The 16,103-nt window shown below is 64.8% G+C and carries 15 protein-coding genes; 3 read left to right on the forward strand and 12 right to left on the reverse strand.

The window, feature by feature from the left end:
• Positions 1–57 precede the first annotated feature (57 nt).
• Genes P12x_RS12145 through P12x_RS12155 form a run of 3 tightly spaced genes read left to right on the forward strand, consistent with a single transcriptional unit; the run spans position 58 to position 3,541 of the window.
• Positions 58–1,866 (forward strand): type II and III secretion system protein family protein, encoded by a 1,809-nt coding sequence (locus tag P12x_RS12145; RefSeq protein ID WP_435011131.1) that lies wholly within the window; start codon positions 58–60, stop codon positions 1,864–1,866.
• Positions 1,863–2,717, forward strand: a complete 855-nt coding sequence (locus P12x_RS12150) for a hypothetical protein (RefSeq protein ID WP_435011132.1) — start codon at positions 1,863–1,865, stop codon at positions 2,715–2,717. Before P12x_RS12145 ends, P12x_RS12150 begins: the two co-directional genes overlap by 4 nt.
• A gap of 23 nt (positions 2,718–2,740) precedes the next feature.
• Positions 2,741–3,541 (forward strand): tetratricopeptide repeat protein, encoded by an 801-nt coding sequence (locus tag P12x_RS12155; RefSeq protein ID WP_435011133.1) that lies wholly within the window; start codon positions 2,741–2,743, stop codon positions 3,539–3,541.
• A 158-nt stretch (positions 3,542–3,699) separates the two neighbouring features.
• Here P12x_RS12155 and P12x_RS12160 read toward each other — a convergent pair whose 3' ends face one another.
• The 12 genes from P12x_RS12160 to P12x_RS12215 all read right to left on the reverse strand — a co-directional run bounded on the left by P12x_RS12160 (position 3,700) and on the right by P12x_RS12215 (position 16,052).
• The gene (locus tag P12x_RS12160; RefSeq protein ID WP_435011134.1) at positions 3,700–3,873 is read right to left on the reverse strand and encodes a Flp family type IVb pilin; all 174 of its coding nucleotides are present in this window, start codon (positions 3,871–3,873) and stop codon (positions 3,700–3,702) included.
• 116 nt (positions 3,874–3,989) lie between these two features.
• A complete protein-coding gene (locus P12x_RS12165) occupies positions 3,990–5,045 on the reverse strand; it encodes a hypothetical protein (RefSeq protein WP_435011135.1) in 1,056 nt (351 codons plus the stop codon).
• Positions 5,042–5,791 (reverse strand): ABC transporter ATP-binding protein, encoded by a 750-nt coding sequence (locus P12x_RS12170; protein ID WP_435011136.1) that lies wholly within the window; start codon positions 5,789–5,791, stop codon positions 5,042–5,044. The genes P12x_RS12165 and P12x_RS12170 overlap by 4 nt, the downstream gene beginning before the upstream one ends.
• Positions 5,792–5,819: 28 nt before the next feature.
• On the reverse strand, positions 5,820–8,426 hold the full coding sequence (locus tag P12x_RS12175) for a pilus assembly protein TadG-related protein (RefSeq protein ID WP_435011137.1): 2,607 nt from the start codon (positions 8,424–8,426) through the stop codon (positions 5,820–5,822).
• A gap of 40 nt (positions 8,427–8,466) precedes the next feature.
• A complete protein-coding gene (locus P12x_RS12180; protein ID WP_435011138.1) occupies positions 8,467–8,946 on the reverse strand; it encodes a TadE/TadG family type IV pilus assembly protein in 480 nt (159 codons plus the stop codon).
• A gap of 88 nt (positions 8,947–9,034) precedes the next feature.
• The gene (locus P12x_RS12185; protein WP_435011139.1) at positions 9,035–9,508 is read right to left on the reverse strand and encodes a TadE/TadG family type IV pilus assembly protein; all 474 of its coding nucleotides are present in this window, start codon (positions 9,506–9,508) and stop codon (positions 9,035–9,037) included.
• A complete protein-coding gene (locus P12x_RS12190) occupies positions 9,505–10,320 on the reverse strand; it encodes a type II secretion system F family protein (RefSeq protein WP_435011140.1) in 816 nt (271 codons plus the stop codon). The genes P12x_RS12185 and P12x_RS12190 overlap by 4 nt, the downstream gene beginning before the upstream one ends.
• Before the next feature lie 153 nt (positions 10,321–10,473).
• On the reverse strand, positions 10,474–11,433 hold the full coding sequence (locus P12x_RS12195; protein ID WP_435011141.1) for a type II secretion system F family protein: 960 nt from the start codon (positions 11,431–11,433) through the stop codon (positions 10,474–10,476).
• Entirely contained in the window at positions 11,430–12,764 is a 1,335-nt protein-coding gene (locus P12x_RS12200; protein ID WP_435011142.1) for a CpaF family protein, read from the reverse strand. The genes P12x_RS12195 and P12x_RS12200 overlap by 4 nt, the downstream gene beginning before the upstream one ends.
• A 196-nt stretch (positions 12,765–12,960) precedes the next feature.
• A complete protein-coding gene (locus P12x_RS12205) occupies positions 12,961–13,971 on the reverse strand; it encodes a DUF362 domain-containing protein (RefSeq protein ID WP_435011143.1) in 1,011 nt (336 codons plus the stop codon).
• A complete protein-coding gene (locus P12x_RS12210) occupies positions 13,964–14,884 on the reverse strand; it encodes a hypothetical protein (RefSeq protein ID WP_435011144.1) in 921 nt (306 codons plus the stop codon). The genes P12x_RS12205 and P12x_RS12210 overlap by 8 nt, the downstream gene beginning before the upstream one ends.
• Before the next feature lie 52 nt (positions 14,885–14,936).
• Positions 14,937–16,052 (reverse strand): AAA family ATPase, encoded by a 1,116-nt coding sequence (locus P12x_RS12215; RefSeq protein WP_435011145.1) that lies wholly within the window; start codon positions 16,050–16,052, stop codon positions 14,937–14,939.
• Positions 16,053–16,103: the final 51 nt, after the last annotated feature.

The following is a 16,103-nucleotide window of genomic DNA, read 5'->3' on the forward strand; positions in this document are numbered from 1 at the left end:
GACAATGTTGACGTGATCGAACCCCAACCCCCCAGTCCTTTCCGCGAGAACCGGTCCATGAGATCCATGCCCACCTTTGGTGGACCCCACCGTGGTCGGCTCCGGTCCTCCGCCGGCCTCGCCGCGGCCCTGGGCCTGAGCCTGGTGGCGAATTCGACGGCCCAGGAGCCGGCCGACCTGCCGCCACCGCCGACGATCAGCGGGATCACCCCCCGACTGCCCATGCCCCCCGAAGCCGACGAGTTCGACACGTCCAACTCGATCATCGATTCGATGGGCAAGACCCGATCGTTCATCGAGGTCAAGGTCGGCCAGGGTCGATTTCTCTCGCTCCGAGAGAATCTGGTGGTCCCCGGGCAACCGGCCCCCTTCCTGGCGGTGGGCGACCCGAGCGTGACCGACTTCTTCCAGGTTGGCCCCCGCCAGATCCGCCTGCTGGGCAAGAAAATGGGGACGACCGACCTGTCGATCACCACGGGTTCGGGCAAGACATACGACTACGAGGTCCAGGTCGTCGCGGATCTCGACACGCTCCGCGTGCAACTGCGCCAGGCGTTCCCCGACGCCTCGCTCGAACTCTCGCAGGTCCGTGACAAGGTGGTCGTCGAGGGGCAGGCCCGCGACGCCGCCCAGGTCTCGAGGATCATTGCGACCATCAGCTCCTACATCAATTCTGTCCAGTCCGTCCGGGTCGCCGGGCAGGTCGCGGACGTCCAAAATGTGGCGCAGATCGGCAATCCCAATGTTCCTCCCCCCCCCCAACCGGCCGACGGGGGAGCCCCGCTGCCCGCGCTCCCGAACGGACCAATCTCGACGGCCCCCGGGGCCACGGGGGTCGCGGGCGGGCCTTCGATGGCCTCCCCGGGGGCGATAGCGGCCAATCAGATCGCGACCGGCTCGGCCCCGGTGATCAACCTGATCCGAGTGCCAACCTCGCAGCAAGTCCTGCTGAAGGTCCGCGTGGCCGAGTTGAATCGGACCGGGTTCCGTCAGATCGGGGCCGACTTCGCCGCGGCGATCCCGGGCGTCAACGCCCTCTTCGGGTCGCAGATCGCCGGCAACGCCCTGAGTACGGGGCTGAATATCGGATCTCAGGGAACCTTCTACGGGCGGTTCGGCAGCGAGAACAACTTCATCTTCGTGCTCGACGCCCTCCGGCGGAACAATCTCTTGAAGATCCTGGCCGAGCCCAACCTGATCGCCCTGAATGGCCACCAGGCCAGCTTCCTGGCCGGCGGGCAGTTCCCTGTGCCGGTCATCCAGGGGGCCAGCGGGGTCAGCGGAGCCGGCGGCATCTCGGTCCAGTACAAGGACTTCGGCGTCCGGCTATCGTTCCTTCCCCTGATTCAAGACAACGAGACCATCCGACTGACTGTGGACCCCGAAGTCAGCTCGATCGACTTTTCGATCGGGACGACGCTGGTCCCCGGCGGCACCCCGACTCCGGGCCTGAACACCCGGAACTCGCACACCACGGTCGAACTCCGACAAGGGGAGACGCTGGCGATCGCCGGGCTGATGCAGCTCTCTCTGGAAGGCCAGACCCAGCGGCTTCCCGGACTCGGCGACCTGCCTTACATCGGCGGTTTCTTCAGCAACACGACCAGCAACCGGATCGAGAAGGAGCTGGTCGTCCTCGTCACCCCCTATATCGTCGAACCGATGGCCCCGGGGCAGATCCCGGCCATGCCCGGCGAGGAAGTCCTTCAGCCAAACGACCTGGAATTCTTCCTCCTCAATCGGATCGAGGGGCGGACCGGGATCGACAAGCGATCGACCACCTCTTATGACGACCCGCTCCACCTGATCCGCCACTCGCTCGTCGAGAAGAAATACCTGATCGGACCGTCGGGATACTCGAAATGACCGGGGCCGACACCAGGCCATCCCATCGCGGCAAGGAGGGTGCGATGTATCTGAAACGTCGCCGGCGATGGTTCGCCGGCCTGATCCTGGGCCTGGGGCCCGCGGCCCCCGCCCACTCCCAGGACTTGCCTCCGGGGCTCCCCCCGCTCCCGGAAGGCATGATCAGCGAGCCGAGGCCGGCCTCCGAATCTTCGCCGATCCTCCGGCCCAACCCGCACGTGGTCCAGGTCCCCCCCGGTGGTTTCCAGCCCACCTGGTTCCCGGGGCCGATCGACCCGATCGCACTGGAGCGTCACCAGCCCAAGCATGTGGACTTCAAGCGCCGTTCGTGGTGCTGGCGACGGCTCCAGGGTAAGTGGTTCGGCTACCCCGAGAACTTCGAGCCCCGACCGCTCGGTGCCTCGCTCTACGACAACGGCCTGGCGATGGTCGCCAATGGCGCGGCGGCCCGGATGGTCCTGTATCGGTTCGACTTCCTGCCGAATTCGGCCGAGTTGAGCCCGAGGGGGCTCGACCAGCTCGCCAAGATCGCGCCGCAGCTGGCGGCCAGCCCATTCCCCCTGATCGTGGAGCGGACCCCGGACCAGCCGGCCCTGGCCGAGGCCCGGAGAATGGCGATCGTGGCCAGGCTGGCCATCGCCCCGACTCCGATCTCGGCCGACCGCATTTTCGTGGGGGTGCCGTTGCCGGTGGGCCTCTCGGGCCCGGATTCTCAGGTCATCGCGGGCAACTCGCTGGGGCGGACCCAGGCTTACGGCCCACCGATCCCGATCAACAGCAACGGAGTGAACAGCCCGAGCGGAGTGACGGGAATCTCGGGTGCCGCGGCGAATGGCGGGATCAATCCATGATCAACCAGAGGAGTGAACCGGCCATGACCGATCGCCACCCATCCCGGGTTCATTTCCTCGCGTCGATGGCGGTCCTCGGGCTGCTCGCGGGCTGCCACCCGCTCGCAACCCGGTCCAAGGAGCATTCCTCGGCCGCGCTTCTCGATTCCGGCTCGCGCGCCGAAGTGACGAAGCGGCAGGCGGCCGACATCGGGGTCGCACTGGGCCGGTCCCAGGAAGAAGAAGGAAAGCCCGCCGAGGCCGAGGCCGCTTATCTCTCCGCCCTGGAGCGCGACCCGAAGCGGGCCGACGCCGAGGCCCGGCTCGCGGTCCTCCTCGACAAGCGAGGGGACGTCAAGACGGCGGACAAGCATTTTGCACGAGCCTTGAAGCTCGCCCCGAAAGACCCGGAGATCCTCTGCGATCGGGGCTACAGCTATTACCTCCGACGCCGTTGGGCCGACGCCGAGGATTGCCTGAAGAAGGCGATCTCCCTGAGCCCTTCGCACGCCCGGAGCCATACCAACCTCGGGCTGGTCCTCGCCCGGCAGGGGAATTCCGACGAGGCTCTCAAGGAATTCGCCCTGGCCGGATGCGACCCGGCCGACGCTCGCGCCAATCTCGGGCTGGTGTACTCGCTGGAGGGACGGCTGGAGGATGCCAGGAAGGAATACAAGCTGGCACTGATCGCCAAACCCAAGTCGACCCTGGCGACGGAAGGCTTGAGAGCGGCGAGCGTCGCCCTGGCGGGCCAGGATCAAGCACGCTCGCTGGCAGATTCGAAGGAGCTTCCCACCAAGGCCGACCCGGCCGTGAGTCGGGCCTCGGCCAGCCAGTCCCGCTGAGCCGAGGATGACGGTCCCCCTTCCCAATCGAGGACCGAAATGAGGCCACCCGGAACGAGATCCCGGATCTCGGATCCCGAGGCGTCGCGAATGAACGCCTCGGGATCCGAGATCCGGGATCAGCAATGGGCCGGATCCTCGCGGGATTCGGCTCCTGCTCAGCTAGTGCCGGTGATCGAGGTCGAGACATCAGTAAACTTGCCGCTGATTGCCGAACCCAACGATGTGACGACCGTGACCAGCGCCGCGCCGATCAGGGCAACCATCAGGGCGTACTCGACCATCGTGGCTCCTTCTTCCCCACCGACCAGATTGCAAAGGAATTTCCTCATCAGACAGAAGCCTCCATATCTACAATTAATCGAGCGGGAAGGGTCGAACTCTATCAAGAGTCAAGGTTAAATCTCTGAGACTGTCAACCTCGAGGATAAATACCAACCTTCGCAGGTCAATAATCCGTCGTCTCAAGCTGTCTGGCCCCGATACCCAGCATGACGACGGCGAAGGCTAGCGAAGTGCCTACCGAAGCGGCGAGAGCAAACGTGCCAATCGGGGGACCATCCGAGCCTGAGAAGTGATCCGAGGCCGAGACGGCACGGTCGAGGGCCTTCGAGAAGTCGACCGGCTTGGGCAAGATCCAATATGCTGCCTCGACGGCAGACATAGCAATGGAGGAAGTCGCAGGGGACCCATCCGGGACCAGAAGAGTCTCCCTGGCCCCATTGACACCCAGGCAGATCATCCAGCAGGCCAAGGCCGCGAACAAGCTGGCAGCGGTGTTCCTCGTGCAGGTCGCGGCGACAACCGAGGCCGCATAGAGCCCCGCAAATTGCGTCACTAAGAGCGGCCAGGCCAGTAGATATCCGGAGGCCCAGACTCCGGTCCTCACCCCCAGGGCCAACCAGGTTCCGAGCACAAAAAGCCCGGCCAAGCCCGCGACGAACGAAAGGACGCCGATCGATTTGCCGGCCAGCAAGGCCCATCGAGGGACCGGCTTAGTCAGGAGCACCGTCGAGACTCCCGGCCGGAGGAAGTCGGGGAGAAAGCCCGCAGTCGAGGCCAGCAAGATCAACGTCCCGGCCACCCCGGCCGCCCATCGGGCCAGGATCGCCTGGAGGAATCGGACCTGAGACTCGGCGTCGCGGAAGTTGCCCACCGACGCGAGACCGAAGCCGATCGTCATCCGCCCAAGCGAGGCTCCGGGCGCTTCGATCGGCCGATTCTGAGCGTCGAGCAGTTCGATCTCGCCGTCGATCAGGAGCTGCCGAGGTCCTTCCACTCCGATGCTCAGACAGGCCAGCAAGCCCAGGAAGGCCAGGGCCAGGGCCAGGTGCATCATCCGGCTCGCCATCGCCTGTTGGATCGTGTCGGAGACCAACTCGGTAACGGCCGAGGCGGCCAACCGGGTGCCGCCTGGCGTGGCTGAGTAGTCTTCCGAGGGACGATCGACCTCATGGTGAGTGGCCGAGGGACGGGGCGGACGGGCGATCTTCGAGAGACTCACGAGGACTCCTCCGTTCTTCGATACAGAGCCCGAAGGGCCATTTCGATCCCGCCGGGGCCCTCTCCCAGGCCCTCGATCGGGCCGTCGTGGACGACCCGGCCCGAGACCACCACGACAACGCGGTTGCAGAGTCGGTCGAGATCGGCCAGCAAGTGGGAGACGAGCAATACCGCTCCTCCCCGTCTCCGGTGCTCATCCACGAGGTCGACCACGAGGTCGCGGCCGGGGAGATCGAGCCCCTCGTTGGGCTCGTCCAGGACAAGCAAGGTCGGTCGATTGATCATCGACTGGGCCAGGGCCAATCTCTGGAGCATGCCCTTGCTGAAGCGCCCGATCGGTTCGGCCCTCCGGTCTCCGAGCCCGACTCGCTCCAGCAACTCGGAGGCCCTCCGGCGTCGGACACCGGACGGGACGCCCGCCAACGCCCCATACTGGTTCAGGAGCGCCGAGGCTGTCAGATAGGGTGGGAAAGCCATTCCTTCGTGGACGTAGCCGATCTCCGCCAGGGTGGACCGATCTTGCCCGGGTTTCCCCATCCGATCCACCCGGCCCGAACTCGGGCGGCAGAGTGACATCGCTAGCTTCAGGAGCGTCGTCTTGCCCGCGCGGTTCGGCCCGGCCAGGCCGACCGCCTCGCCGGCCTCGACGCGCAGGTTGGCACGATCGACAGCCCGGCGCCGGCCAAGTCCGAGCGGGCCGGCCCTGTACTCCTTAGTAACCTCTCTTAGCTCCAAGACGGCAGTCATGGTGTCGGCCCGTGGTTCGTGATGAGGATCACTGGATCAATGAGACGGAATTGCCATCGTCGAGGACATTGGCGAATGCCTGCTGGAGCTTCTGCAGGCGGGTCGAGAGGCTTCCTGTGCACCACTTGTACCCGTTGTCCGGGTCGCTGGGACTTGACGGGAAGGTCGTCCCTCCGATCGCCGAGATGCTTTGCAGCAGGTCCACCGCGCTGGTCTGCGACGAGCTAGCAATCTCGAAGACGACACCAAAGGCGATCGTGTGGATCAGGACCGGCTTATTCGAGGTAGCAAAGCCCGGATAGCCGGGATTGGCCACCTCCGAGTTGGGCGTCCCGGCTACGCCATTGCCATTGTTGCAGATCGCTTGTGCGACCTGGAGGAGAGAATTCTGGTTGTATCCAGCGGCGGTGAAACTCTGCCCCGGCAGGATTCTATAGTACGAGTTGATGGCTCCGTTATTGGTGAATCCGGCGTTTGTGTTGACGTTGGCCATGCCGTCGGTCTCGAGGATCACAAGCCGCTTGGCACCCTTGCGACCCAGGCCCCCTGCCCCGAGATTACTCACGGTGGAGGATCCGCTCATCTGGTTATATGCCAGCATCAGCCCGTGCTGGGTGGCGGTGTTGCTGGTGAAGTCGAAGTCGGCCCGAGGGGCCAGGTTGCCGTCCTCGTCCCAGGGACGGACATCATCCGTGCCGCTATTGGGCGGGTACCACATCGCGTCAATCATCGCGGAGTAATCGCGATTCAGGTTAAACAGCGGCAGATTGAACCGGCCGACCGATGGCTCGCCATTGTATTGCGGCCGATTGTAGATGAGGATCGCCACCGAATCGTTGGGGTGATTGACCTGAATATCCTGAAGTACAGACGCGATCCCCAGTTTCGCCGAATAGGTCGAAATATCTCGCTCTGTCCCCGGATTGATCCCGGTGTCGGAGATGAATTGAATCAGGGTCATCGGGCCGAACCACATCCGGTGGCGAGGCCTCGGCGGGTTGTCGTTGTAGTTCATGTAGGCGAGTCGCTTGTTATTTCCCGCCGATCCCGTCGGCCGGGCGCTCACCTGAATGGTCCCCCAATTGTAATCCGGGCCCATGCTACAAGAGGGACTGCCGGCCGCCTGCACGTTGCCGTAGGGATCACGCCAGATGCCCAGCGAGTAGTCGATATATTCCTTCCAGAACCGCTGATTCGGATCGGTGATGTTGCTGTTGAGCTGGTTGTGATTGTAGGCCGAGGCCGGGACGTCGTCGGGGATCTGGTCGTAGTAGAGGATGCGCCCGGCTCGGAGGATCGGCGGGAAGGGGTTGGGGCCCGTCGTCTTGATCCAGCTAAGGATCGCCTTGTAGTTGACCTTGTAATTCGTCACCCCCGATTCGTAGGGGGGCTGCCAGGCCTTCGACGAACTGTCCCAGAGAGCCGTGTTGTCCGTGACAGGGCTGCCCGAGGAGGTGGTGAAATACAGCTGGCGCCAATCCCGGGAAGGACGGGGGTCCGGCGGCCACTGGAAGAAGGTCTTTCCCCAATATTTCGGGCCCACCGTATAACCCGAGAAGCCCGGCAATCCAACCGTATTCCTGCCGCTCGGCGAGGCGGGCGTGGTCTGGGCATAGAGCCTGTCATATCCGGCTGACGGAGAGTCCGAGCTCCCCTGGCTCCCGGATGGGGTCGAGCCGTTCTCGAAGTAGTCTGCCGTGGAGTTCTGAGAAATCGTGGTCGTGTTCGAGGTGCCCAGCATCTGATTGATGGTCTGCGCGAAGCTGCCGGACCCGGTGTTGTTCACGTAGACCGGAACGTCACCCTTGGGTTGCGTCGCATACGAATTGGGTTGAGCGACGAACGCGGCGGCACCGGTGGTCACGGTCCTTGCGTTCTGGAAGAAACCGTCGACCAGGGCTGGCGTCCCCTGGATCGACTGGGTCAGGTTACACTGCCCACCCGGGGCCGTCGAGGTCGACACCAGCGACGCGCCGGAGCTGGAATAATGCCCGAAGGCGGGGACCACCGGGTCCGAATTGTTTGATTTACCATTATATGAACCGAGATAAGACTCGCAATTCCAGAGATCACTCTCGTTGTTCATCGAGCCGGAGAAGTCCAGAACGATCGCAATGTCGCGAGGTCGGTGCGCTGCAACAGCCCTGGCCACCACAGTCTGATTGACGGCGGGGCTGCCACCACCCCCGACCGAGAAGAATGCGTTTCTTACGGCTCGCTGGGCCGAAACCTGGACGAGGTTGTATGTCTCGGCGTCCCCCAACGTGTAGGCGGGATAGAACCTTTGAGACTGACTGTCGTAGTGGTAGGTCCCGCAAGTGACACCCACCTCCGAGGACCGGAACGCGACCAATGCCATGGCGCCTGCGTCATTAAGTCCGAGAGCCGTATTCGCCGCGGCGGCAGCCAAGGCGTTGCTCCTCGCCTGAGAGGTCTTCGGCGAGTCGGAGCCGTCGAGAGTTCGCGCGCCGGCCAGGGCGGCCGCATCGGCCGCGTTCTGGCATTGGACCTTGAGCGATGCGATTGTGGAAATCTCCACAGAGATGGCAGTGAACCCACAGAGCGCAACCATCAGGAGGGCCACCACTGGCATAACTGAACCGCGTCTCTGGGAGGACTTTCGTTGGCTTGTCATTTTGCTCGAACTCCTTCGGTGTGACGGGCGATCGTGTCCATCAGTTGTTCGCCTCGGCCCGGGCGAAGACCAGCGAGCGCAAGGTCGCGGAGCCGACGATCGGCGCGGACTGTCCGTTGTTCCCGACGTTGAATCGGTTTCCCGAAAAGAGCGGAATGTAGGTGGCGCGGATGTCGATAAAAAAACCGCCGCCGAATCCCGTAGAGTCCCAGGGGATCGATGTGTTGGGCGTACAGTCGGCATTCGACCCGTAGTATTGTGGGTTGATGCTCGTCAGTGGCGAGGCTGCCAAAGACTTTGAGATCCAGGTATTGAGGAAGGCCGTCGTGACGACACCTCCGGGGTCGGGAGTTGCGGTACCGTCGGGGAAGGTCGCCGCCTGTCGACCCGAGGAGGCGGCTCGTGCGGCGGTCCTGGCGGCGTTAACGAGCATCTGACGGGCCATGATGACCTGCCCATATTCGATAATGCCGAAGATCACGAAGAGCAGGAAGATGAGCCCGATGGAGCTCTCGACCATCGCGGCACCGCGCCGTCGGCGGGATTTCCGGGGGTTTCTCATCTGGGCTTCACCGGCGAGTAGCCGGCCTCGGATCGGATGGATGGCATCACTGGAGGGGGGCGGCCGGTGGCGAGGCGTAGGGAATATCCTTCGCCGAATACCACTGGCAGGAGGCGGTCAGGGTGGCGGTCCGGGGGACGAACTGGCCGGTCGACGACCAGTCGACGTTGGCGAACGGCAGGGTCGCCGACACGATGATCGGGTCAAGTTGCGTGGCCAGGGAGACATCGGTGCCGCTCCCCGTATTAGTAACCGTCACGACCACATTGGTCGTGCTCACCCCGGCGTTACTGAGATATTGCAGGACCACCTGCCTGACCTGGGCGTTGGTCATCGCTCCGGAGGCCGCTTGACGCCCCCCCTCGCGGACGGCAGAGGTCAATGTCTGCTGGGCATCGAGCAGGCAGCCGATCTCCCAGATCCCGAAGAGCATCGGCAGGATCACCAGGACCATCGAGAGTGCAAGTTCCACGGCGACGGCACCCCGCCGCCGGCGAGTTGGCCTGATTTCGCGCCTCATTGGGGAGGATCTCCCTTGGCGAACATCGCCATGACTTGATAGACAGCCGGTGCCAGGAGGATTACGAAGACGGCGGGAAAGATCAGAAGCAGGGTCGGGATCAGGATCTTGGTCGAGGCTTTCTGCGCCTTCTCCTCGGCGCTCTGCTTTCGCTTAATCCGGAGTGTCTCGGAATGGTTCCGGATGCTCTTGACCAGACTGGCGCCGAATCGTTCAGACTGTCCGACGACCGAGGCCAGGCTCAGGGCTTCCTCGAGGTCGGTCCGCTGGGCGAAGTGATGGAGCGCCTCGCCGGGACCGCGGCCGAGTTGAATCTCGCGGTCGACGATCTTCAGCTCGGAACCGAGGACCGGATGGGCCGTCATGAGCTCATCCGACACCCGCTTCAGCCCGGCCTGGAAACCAAGGCCCCCCTCCAGGCAGATGGTCAGGACGTCTAATGCGTCGGGCAAGCCTCGGCGTAGCAGCATTTGCCGGGCCTTCTTGCGGCTGTCCAGCCAGAAGCCTGGGCCGATCATGCCGATGAAGAAGAGTACCAGCGAGAGCGGCAGCGCCTTGGAGACCGGCATGACCTTCGCCAAAGTCAGCCCGATGCCGACGATCGTCGCCGAGGACAGCAAGAACAACTTTACACCCAAAAATATATGCATTGCTTGCCTGTTATAGAGACCGGCATGAATCAGCCTGGCGCGGAGCTTCGTCCGCTCGGCCTCGTCCTCGGGGACGATGATCTTGCCCATCTTAGGGAGCGCCGTGCGGGCGATCGACGCCACGGTCTCGCTCTTCTCCTCGGGCTGATCGCGGCTAGCCAAGGACTCGATCCTTGCATCGAGCTTGCCTCTCCGTCCGTTCAGCAGCAGGCCGAAGAGGCCCACAAGTGACACGCCCATTGCAAAAGACATAAACATTACAATATAATCATAGTTCATTTTTAAGATTTCCGTATTTCTCGATCGCCTCTCACCTCAGAAGTCAAAATTGACGATCTTGCGAATCCAGAGGACGCCCAGGCCCTCGACCCCGAAAGTGATCAGGAGATTGTTGGGGTGCTGGAAGTGGACCGAGGCATAGCCGGGGTTCAGGACGACCAGGAGCAGGAGCATCAGCGGCGGGAGGCCGGCGAGCATCCAGCCCTGCATCCGCCCCTCGGCGGTCAGGGTCCGGATCGTCCCGCGAATGATGTAGCGTTCGCGGACCACCGTGGCCAGCTTGGTGAGCAACTCGGCCAGGTTGCCGCCGGTCTGCTGCTGGACGAGCACGGCCAGCACGAAGATCTTCAGCTCGATCACGCCGGTCCGGCGGGTCATGTCGCGGAAGGTTGTCTCGGGCGAGAGCCCGAGGTTCTGCTGCTCGTAGCAGTAGGCGAACTCCGTGGAGATCGGCTGCGGGAATTCGTCGGCCACGGCCAGGAGTGCCTGCGAGAGGGTCTGGCCCGCGCGGACCACTCGAGCCATCAACTCGAAGGCATCGGCGAGCTGGGATCGGAGCTTCTCCATGCGCCTGGTCCGGGCGCGCTTGACGCGGAGTATCGGGAGGACAAACCCCAGCAAGGTGGCGACCAAGGCATCGATCGGATTCCATCGGAAGAAGAAGGTGGCCAATCCCAACGACAGGCCCATCACCACCGCAGTTCCCATGACCCGGCTCGGGGTCGTCTCCAGCCCGGATTGCTCGATCATCAACTCGAAGCGTTGCCTGGCCGATGGAGTCGCGTCGCTCCCCAGCTCAGACGCCACCTCGCCGAGGTTCTTGAAGAGGGGCGTCTTCTTGACCTGCTGGCTCTTCTTCTTGAGGAACTCGGCATCGACGCGGTCGTTGACCCGCGAGCGGTCCCGAAGGAAGACCTCGGAGACGAGTTGGGCCACCGCCAGGATGCCCGTCACCGCCGTCAACGCGGCCAGTCCTGAGAGCAAGCCCGGGCTCATCGGGGGGTTTCTCCCATCCGGGAGCCCGAGAGGATCCGTCGCTCGAATAGTTCGGTCGGCAGCTTCTCCCCGGCCGACTCCAGCGCGTCCAGGCACTTCGGTCGGATGCCGGTGCAGAAATGATAGCCCTGGGCCACGCGGTCCTCGTCGACCCCGGTCTGCTTGAAGACGAAGAGATCCTGCATGCTCACCACGTCCTCTTCCATCCCGACGATTTCCGAGATCTTGATGATCTTCCTGGCCCCTCCGGAGAGGCGAGCGGCCTGGACGATGATCTGCACGGCCGAGGCGATCTGGCGGCGGATGATCCAGATCGGCAGGTCGAAACCGGCCATGCCGACCATCATCTCCATACGCCCGATCGCGTCCCTCGTGTCGTTGGCGTGGATTGTTGTCATCGAACCGTCGTGGCCGGTGTTCATCGCCTGCAACATGTCGAGCGTCTCGCCGCCCCGGCACTCTCCGACGATGATCCGGTCGGGCCTCATTCGGAGGGCGTTCTTGACCAGGTCGCGGGTCATGATCGCGCCATTGCCCTCGATGTTCGCCGGCCGGGTCTCCATGCGGACCACGTGCGGCTGCTGGAGCCGGAGTTCCGCGGCGTCCTCGATGGTCGCCACCCGTTCATCCTCGGGGATGAACTTGGAGAGGGCGTTCATCAGGGTCGTCTTGCCCGAGCCGGTGCCGCCGGAGACCACCATGTTCACCCGGGCCCGGGTGGCCGCGGCCAGGAACTCGACCATCTCGGCGGTGATCGCCTTCTTCTCGACCAGGTCCTTGAACTGGAGCGGCGACTTCGACGATCGCCGGATCGAGAGCAGTGTCCCGTCCAGCGCCAGGGGCGGGATCACCGCGTTGACTCGGGAGCCGTCCGGTAGGCGGGCGTCGCAGAGCGGCGAGGTCTCATCGACCCGGCGGCCCACCCGCCCGACGATCCGCCGGACGATCTCGATGAGGTGCTTCTCGTCGTTGAAGACGATCTCGGAACGGCTGAGCCTCCCCCGACGCTCGACGTAGACGCACTTCGGCCCGTTGACCAGGATGTCGGAGACCGTCGGGTCGCGCATCAGGGCTTCCAGCGGCCCGATCCCGAAGGTCTCGTCCAGCACCTCGCCGATCAGGCGCTCGCGCTCGGCCATGCTCAGGAGGTCGTTACTCTGGCGGCAGAGCTGCTCGGCGCCCCGGCGGACCTCCTCGCGCAGTTCATCCTCACTGAGCGAGCCCATCGCCGAGAGGTCCATCTCGGAGATCAGCTTCTGGTGCAGCTCGGTCTTGATCCGCATCATCCGCTCCTCGCCAGAGGCGGGGGGCGGGCTTAACAGACCGTTCATCGGGCCGTTCATTCGAGTCATGATTGCTTTCGTCCTTGTCTCAAGATGAGGAAATCGGGGGCCGGCGAGGTGCCACCCGAGAATCCTAGCTCGCGTTTGCGATGAAGCATGGTCGGAGAGCTTGCAAGGCGTACCCTCCCTCGAATCGCCCGAGGAATCGCGAACGAGGCCTCCCCCATCGATCACCGATGGTGGATCAACCTCGGAGGAACGAGAGGCTCGGGTGATCAAGGATGGCGAAGGTGCGGGCCAGCCGGTCGATCGACTCGCCTCGCTGACGGATGTGCCGATCGGCGATCGGACCGAGACGCCCCGAGGCTTCCGCCAGATATGGAATTCGCCGAGGATCGAGGCCCATCAGCCGGGCGGCCGTCGCGTCGACGGCCGGGAGATTGGCCCCCATCACGAGGACGCCCGAAGCCACGGGAGTCCCCATGATCGGCCCATCCCCCTCCATCCCGACGATCCCGTCGACGATCGCCAGCGACGGTTTCACCGCCGCATTGATGTCGAGGATCGAGCCGGAGATGCCCGCCTTGTGCAGTACGTTCTTGGGCCAACCATAGGCCACTCCGGGCATCACCCCGAAGAGATTCTTCATGGCCAGCGTGACGCCCGCCCAGTGGTGCGTCTTCATCTTGGGCAGCGAGACCACCAGGTCGGCACGCCGGAGCGTGGACGGCAGGTAGAGCGATCGGAGCCCGGTGAAGCCCCGACGATTGGGGACCTCGAAGACATCGTCGTGATTCAGGTCGACGAATTCGAGCCCCGACTCCTCCAGGACCGGGCCGAGGCCCGACTGCTCCAGGACGAACCCGGTGTCGCGGCAATGCCCCTGGCCTTCGGCGACGAAAACCTCGCGCGCGTCCCACGATCGGAACACATCGGCCACGGCCCGGACCACCCAGGGGTGGGTGTTCACCTGGGGTGCCGTTCGCGACGGCTCGACCAGGTTCGGCTTCAGCAGGATCGACTTGCCTCGGGCCCAGGCCCGACCCAGGCCCAGTTCGGCCAGTCCGTCGCGGATCACCCCGACCAGGTCGACGTCGTACGACCCGGCACAGGCCACGACGACGTCGGCCCGCCATCTGGCCTCTTCCGCCTTCCAGAGCGACCAGGCCGGGCCGGCGGAGATGGCCGCCGCCGCCGCGCCCAGGAGGCCCCGGCGTGTCGGACTGAGCGGCGTGAAGCGTCCCGATTCAAGCATCCGAAGCTACCTCCCGGCCCGGAGAAATCCCCAGGACCGCCAATGATCGCTCGCCGGCGGCCAGGAGTAGCAAGGCCAGTTCGACCGCATCGGGGGCGCGAGAGAGGACCTTGCGGGCCGAGGCCTCGATCCGCTCGGGCAGCCAGGAGGGGGTGGCTCCCCAGGCCCGGAGGCCCAGCGAACCCCAGCCGATCGAGACGGGAGCCATCGTCCCGGCCAGGGCGTCGGCGAGCCAGACGATCCCCGCCCGAATGACCCCGGAGGGATCGTCGGCCCCCCAAAGGCCCAGCAGCGCCAGGCCGGACGGGCCGGGCAACGGGCGGAGCGCCGTCCCGAAAACCACCGTGTTCCCCGCGTTCCAGCCCCCTCCCGGAATCGCCCGATCGAGGAGAACCCGGCCCCCCTCGATCGCCCGGCGATGACCGGCATGCCCCTCGCGGCGCAGCGCGAGCAAGGCCAGCGAGGTCGGCTCGACCCAGGAATGCGTCCCTTCGACCCAGGGCCAGCCGACGAGCATCCCGTCGTGACCCATCGGGTCGTCCTTGATCTTAGGGACGGCCAACCCTTCGGTCGCGAGGAGCCAGCGGCAAGCCGAGGCCCGATCGGCGTCGAAGCCGCCCGTCGCGGCCCAGAGCAGGACCGAATAGGGGGTGGTCCAACCAGGCTCGGCCAGTAGGGTCGAGACTCCGGTCGAGCCGTCGGGCCGTCGGATCGAGGCGAGCCAACGGCCCGTCTCCCGGGCCAGCCGGCGACCCGGGCCGTCGGGGGCCGGTTCCGTTGCCATCAGGGCCAGCCCGGCGAGGGCCGAAGGCTCAACGGCCGGTGATGTATTCGCGCGGTAACCCCAGGCTCCCGCCCCGCGCCGGAGTTGGAGGAGTTTTGCCCGGGCCTCGTCGATCCAGTCGGGTCCCATCGCGGTCAGCCAGCCTCCCCGAGGGTGCGCATCACCCTCAAAGGAGTCTAGATCACGTCTTGCGACTGACGTTGAAGCTCGCCGCGATCTGGAAGATCGAACGAGAAACCTTGGCCGAAGGGGCCTCGATCACCACGGGGACCCCGTGATTGTTGGCCCGGTTGACCGTCTTGACGTCTTCCGGGACGTAGTGGGCGATCTTCCTACCGAGTGCTTCCTGCGACTTCGCCGAGGGAACTTCCTGTATTTGGCCGCTCCGGCCGACGACCAGCTGGACCTTGTCGACACCCACGCCCTGCTCTCCCAGATACTCCAAAGTCCTCCGGACATTCCGGAGCGAGCAGAAATCGAGTCGGAAGATCAGGAGGATCACGTCGGCCTGGCGGAGGACGACCAGTTGTTCCTCGCGGTAGGTGCTGGAGACGTCGGCCACGACGAAAGGAAAGACGCCCCGCGCCAGCAGGATCGCCTGGGTCACGCCCTCGGGCCTGATCCGCGCCACGTCGGAGATGTGGAACGGCGAGGCCAGCAGGCTCACGCCCGAATCGTGCTTGACCACCGACCGCTCGAACATATCCCGATCGAGCCGGGAGAGGTTCTGGCAGAGGTCGGCCAGGGTGTAGGTCGGCTTGAGGTCCAGGAGCGAGGCCAGGTCCCCCGATTCCAGCTTCATGTCGACCAGGGCCGCCGTCTTGTGCTCCTTGGCCAGGCAGACGGCCAGGTTGGCCGCCAGGGTGCTGGCCCCACTCCCGCCGTTGGGGGAGAGGACGGCGATCAACCGGCCCGGCTCGGAGGGGGTCCGCGACGCCTCGCCGATCCGCCGGATGGCGGCCTCGAGCTCGACTTCGAGCTCGGCCGCGTCGACGTAGTCGGCGGCCCCGGCCCGGAGCGCCCGGAGCACCAGCCGGGTATCGGCGGTCGGCCCCACCGCCAGGATCCGGCCGGGAGCGATCCGGAACAGGCTGGGCAAGAGCTCCAGCCCGGGTTCGATCTCCGGGGACAAGGCCACGACCACAAGGTCGACCGAGGACTCTCTCGCCAGACGGCTCGCGGCAAGATCCGTGCTCAGGATGTTGGAAGCCGGGGCATCCTGTCCGCCGAATTTTAGGACTTCGCGGATTCTCGATGCTATGGCTCCCTGATCGGCGACAATGAAAGCCGGCATCATTCCCTCGCGTTCATTCCATCGCGGCGCTGCGCAGTTCCCCTCGCCGATCCC

Source organism: Tundrisphaera lichenicola, from assembly GCF_051175385.1.
Taxonomy (GTDB): Bacteria; Planctomycetota; Planctomycetia; order Isosphaerales; family Isosphaeraceae; genus Tundrisphaera; species Tundrisphaera lichenicola.

Coding starts and splice junctions, on each gene's coding strand:
- P12x_RS12195 (WP_435011141.1), bottom strand. CDS start 11,433: ATGAGCCCGGGCTTGCTCTCAGGACTGGCCGCGTTGACGGCGGTGACG.
- P12x_RS12150 (WP_435011132.1), top strand. CDS start 1,863: ATGACCGGGGCCGACACCAGGCCATCCCATCGCGGCAAGGAGGGTGCG.
- P12x_RS12175 (WP_435011137.1), bottom strand. CDS start 8,426: ATGACAAGCCAACGAAAGTCCTCCCAGAGACGCGGTTCAGTTATGCCA.
- P12x_RS12205 (WP_435011143.1), bottom strand. CDS start 13,971: ATGCTTGAATCGGGACGCTTCACGCCGCTCAGTCCGACACGCCGGGGC.
- P12x_RS12215 (WP_435011145.1), bottom strand. CDS start 16,052: ATGATGCCGGCTTTCATTGTCGCCGATCAGGGAGCCATAGCATCGAGA.
- P12x_RS12160 (WP_435011134.1), bottom strand. CDS start 3,873: ATGAGGAAATTCCTTTGCAATCTGGTCGGTGGGGAAGAAGGAGCCACG.
- P12x_RS12180 (WP_435011138.1), bottom strand. CDS start 8,946: ATGGTCGAGAGCTCCATCGGGCTCATCTTCCTGCTCTTCGTGATCTTC.
- P12x_RS12155 (WP_435011133.1), top strand. CDS start 2,741: ATGACCGATCGCCACCCATCCCGGGTTCATTTCCTCGCGTCGATGGCG.
- P12x_RS12145 (WP_435011131.1), top strand. CDS start 58: ATGAGATCCATGCCCACCTTTGGTGGACCCCACCGTGGTCGGCTCCGG.
- P12x_RS12185 (WP_435011139.1), bottom strand. CDS start 9,508: ATGAGGCGCGAAATCAGGCCAACTCGCCGGCGGCGGGGTGCCGTCGCC.
- P12x_RS12210 (WP_435011144.1), bottom strand. CDS start 14,884: ATGGGACCCGACTGGATCGACGAGGCCCGGGCAAAACTCCTCCAACTC.
- P12x_RS12200 (WP_435011142.1), bottom strand. CDS start 12,764: ATGAACGGTCTGTTAAGCCCGCCCCCCGCCTCTGGCGAGGAGCGGATG.
- P12x_RS12170 (WP_435011136.1), bottom strand. CDS start 5,791: ATGACTGCCGTCTTGGAGCTAAGAGAGGTTACTAAGGAGTACAGGGCC.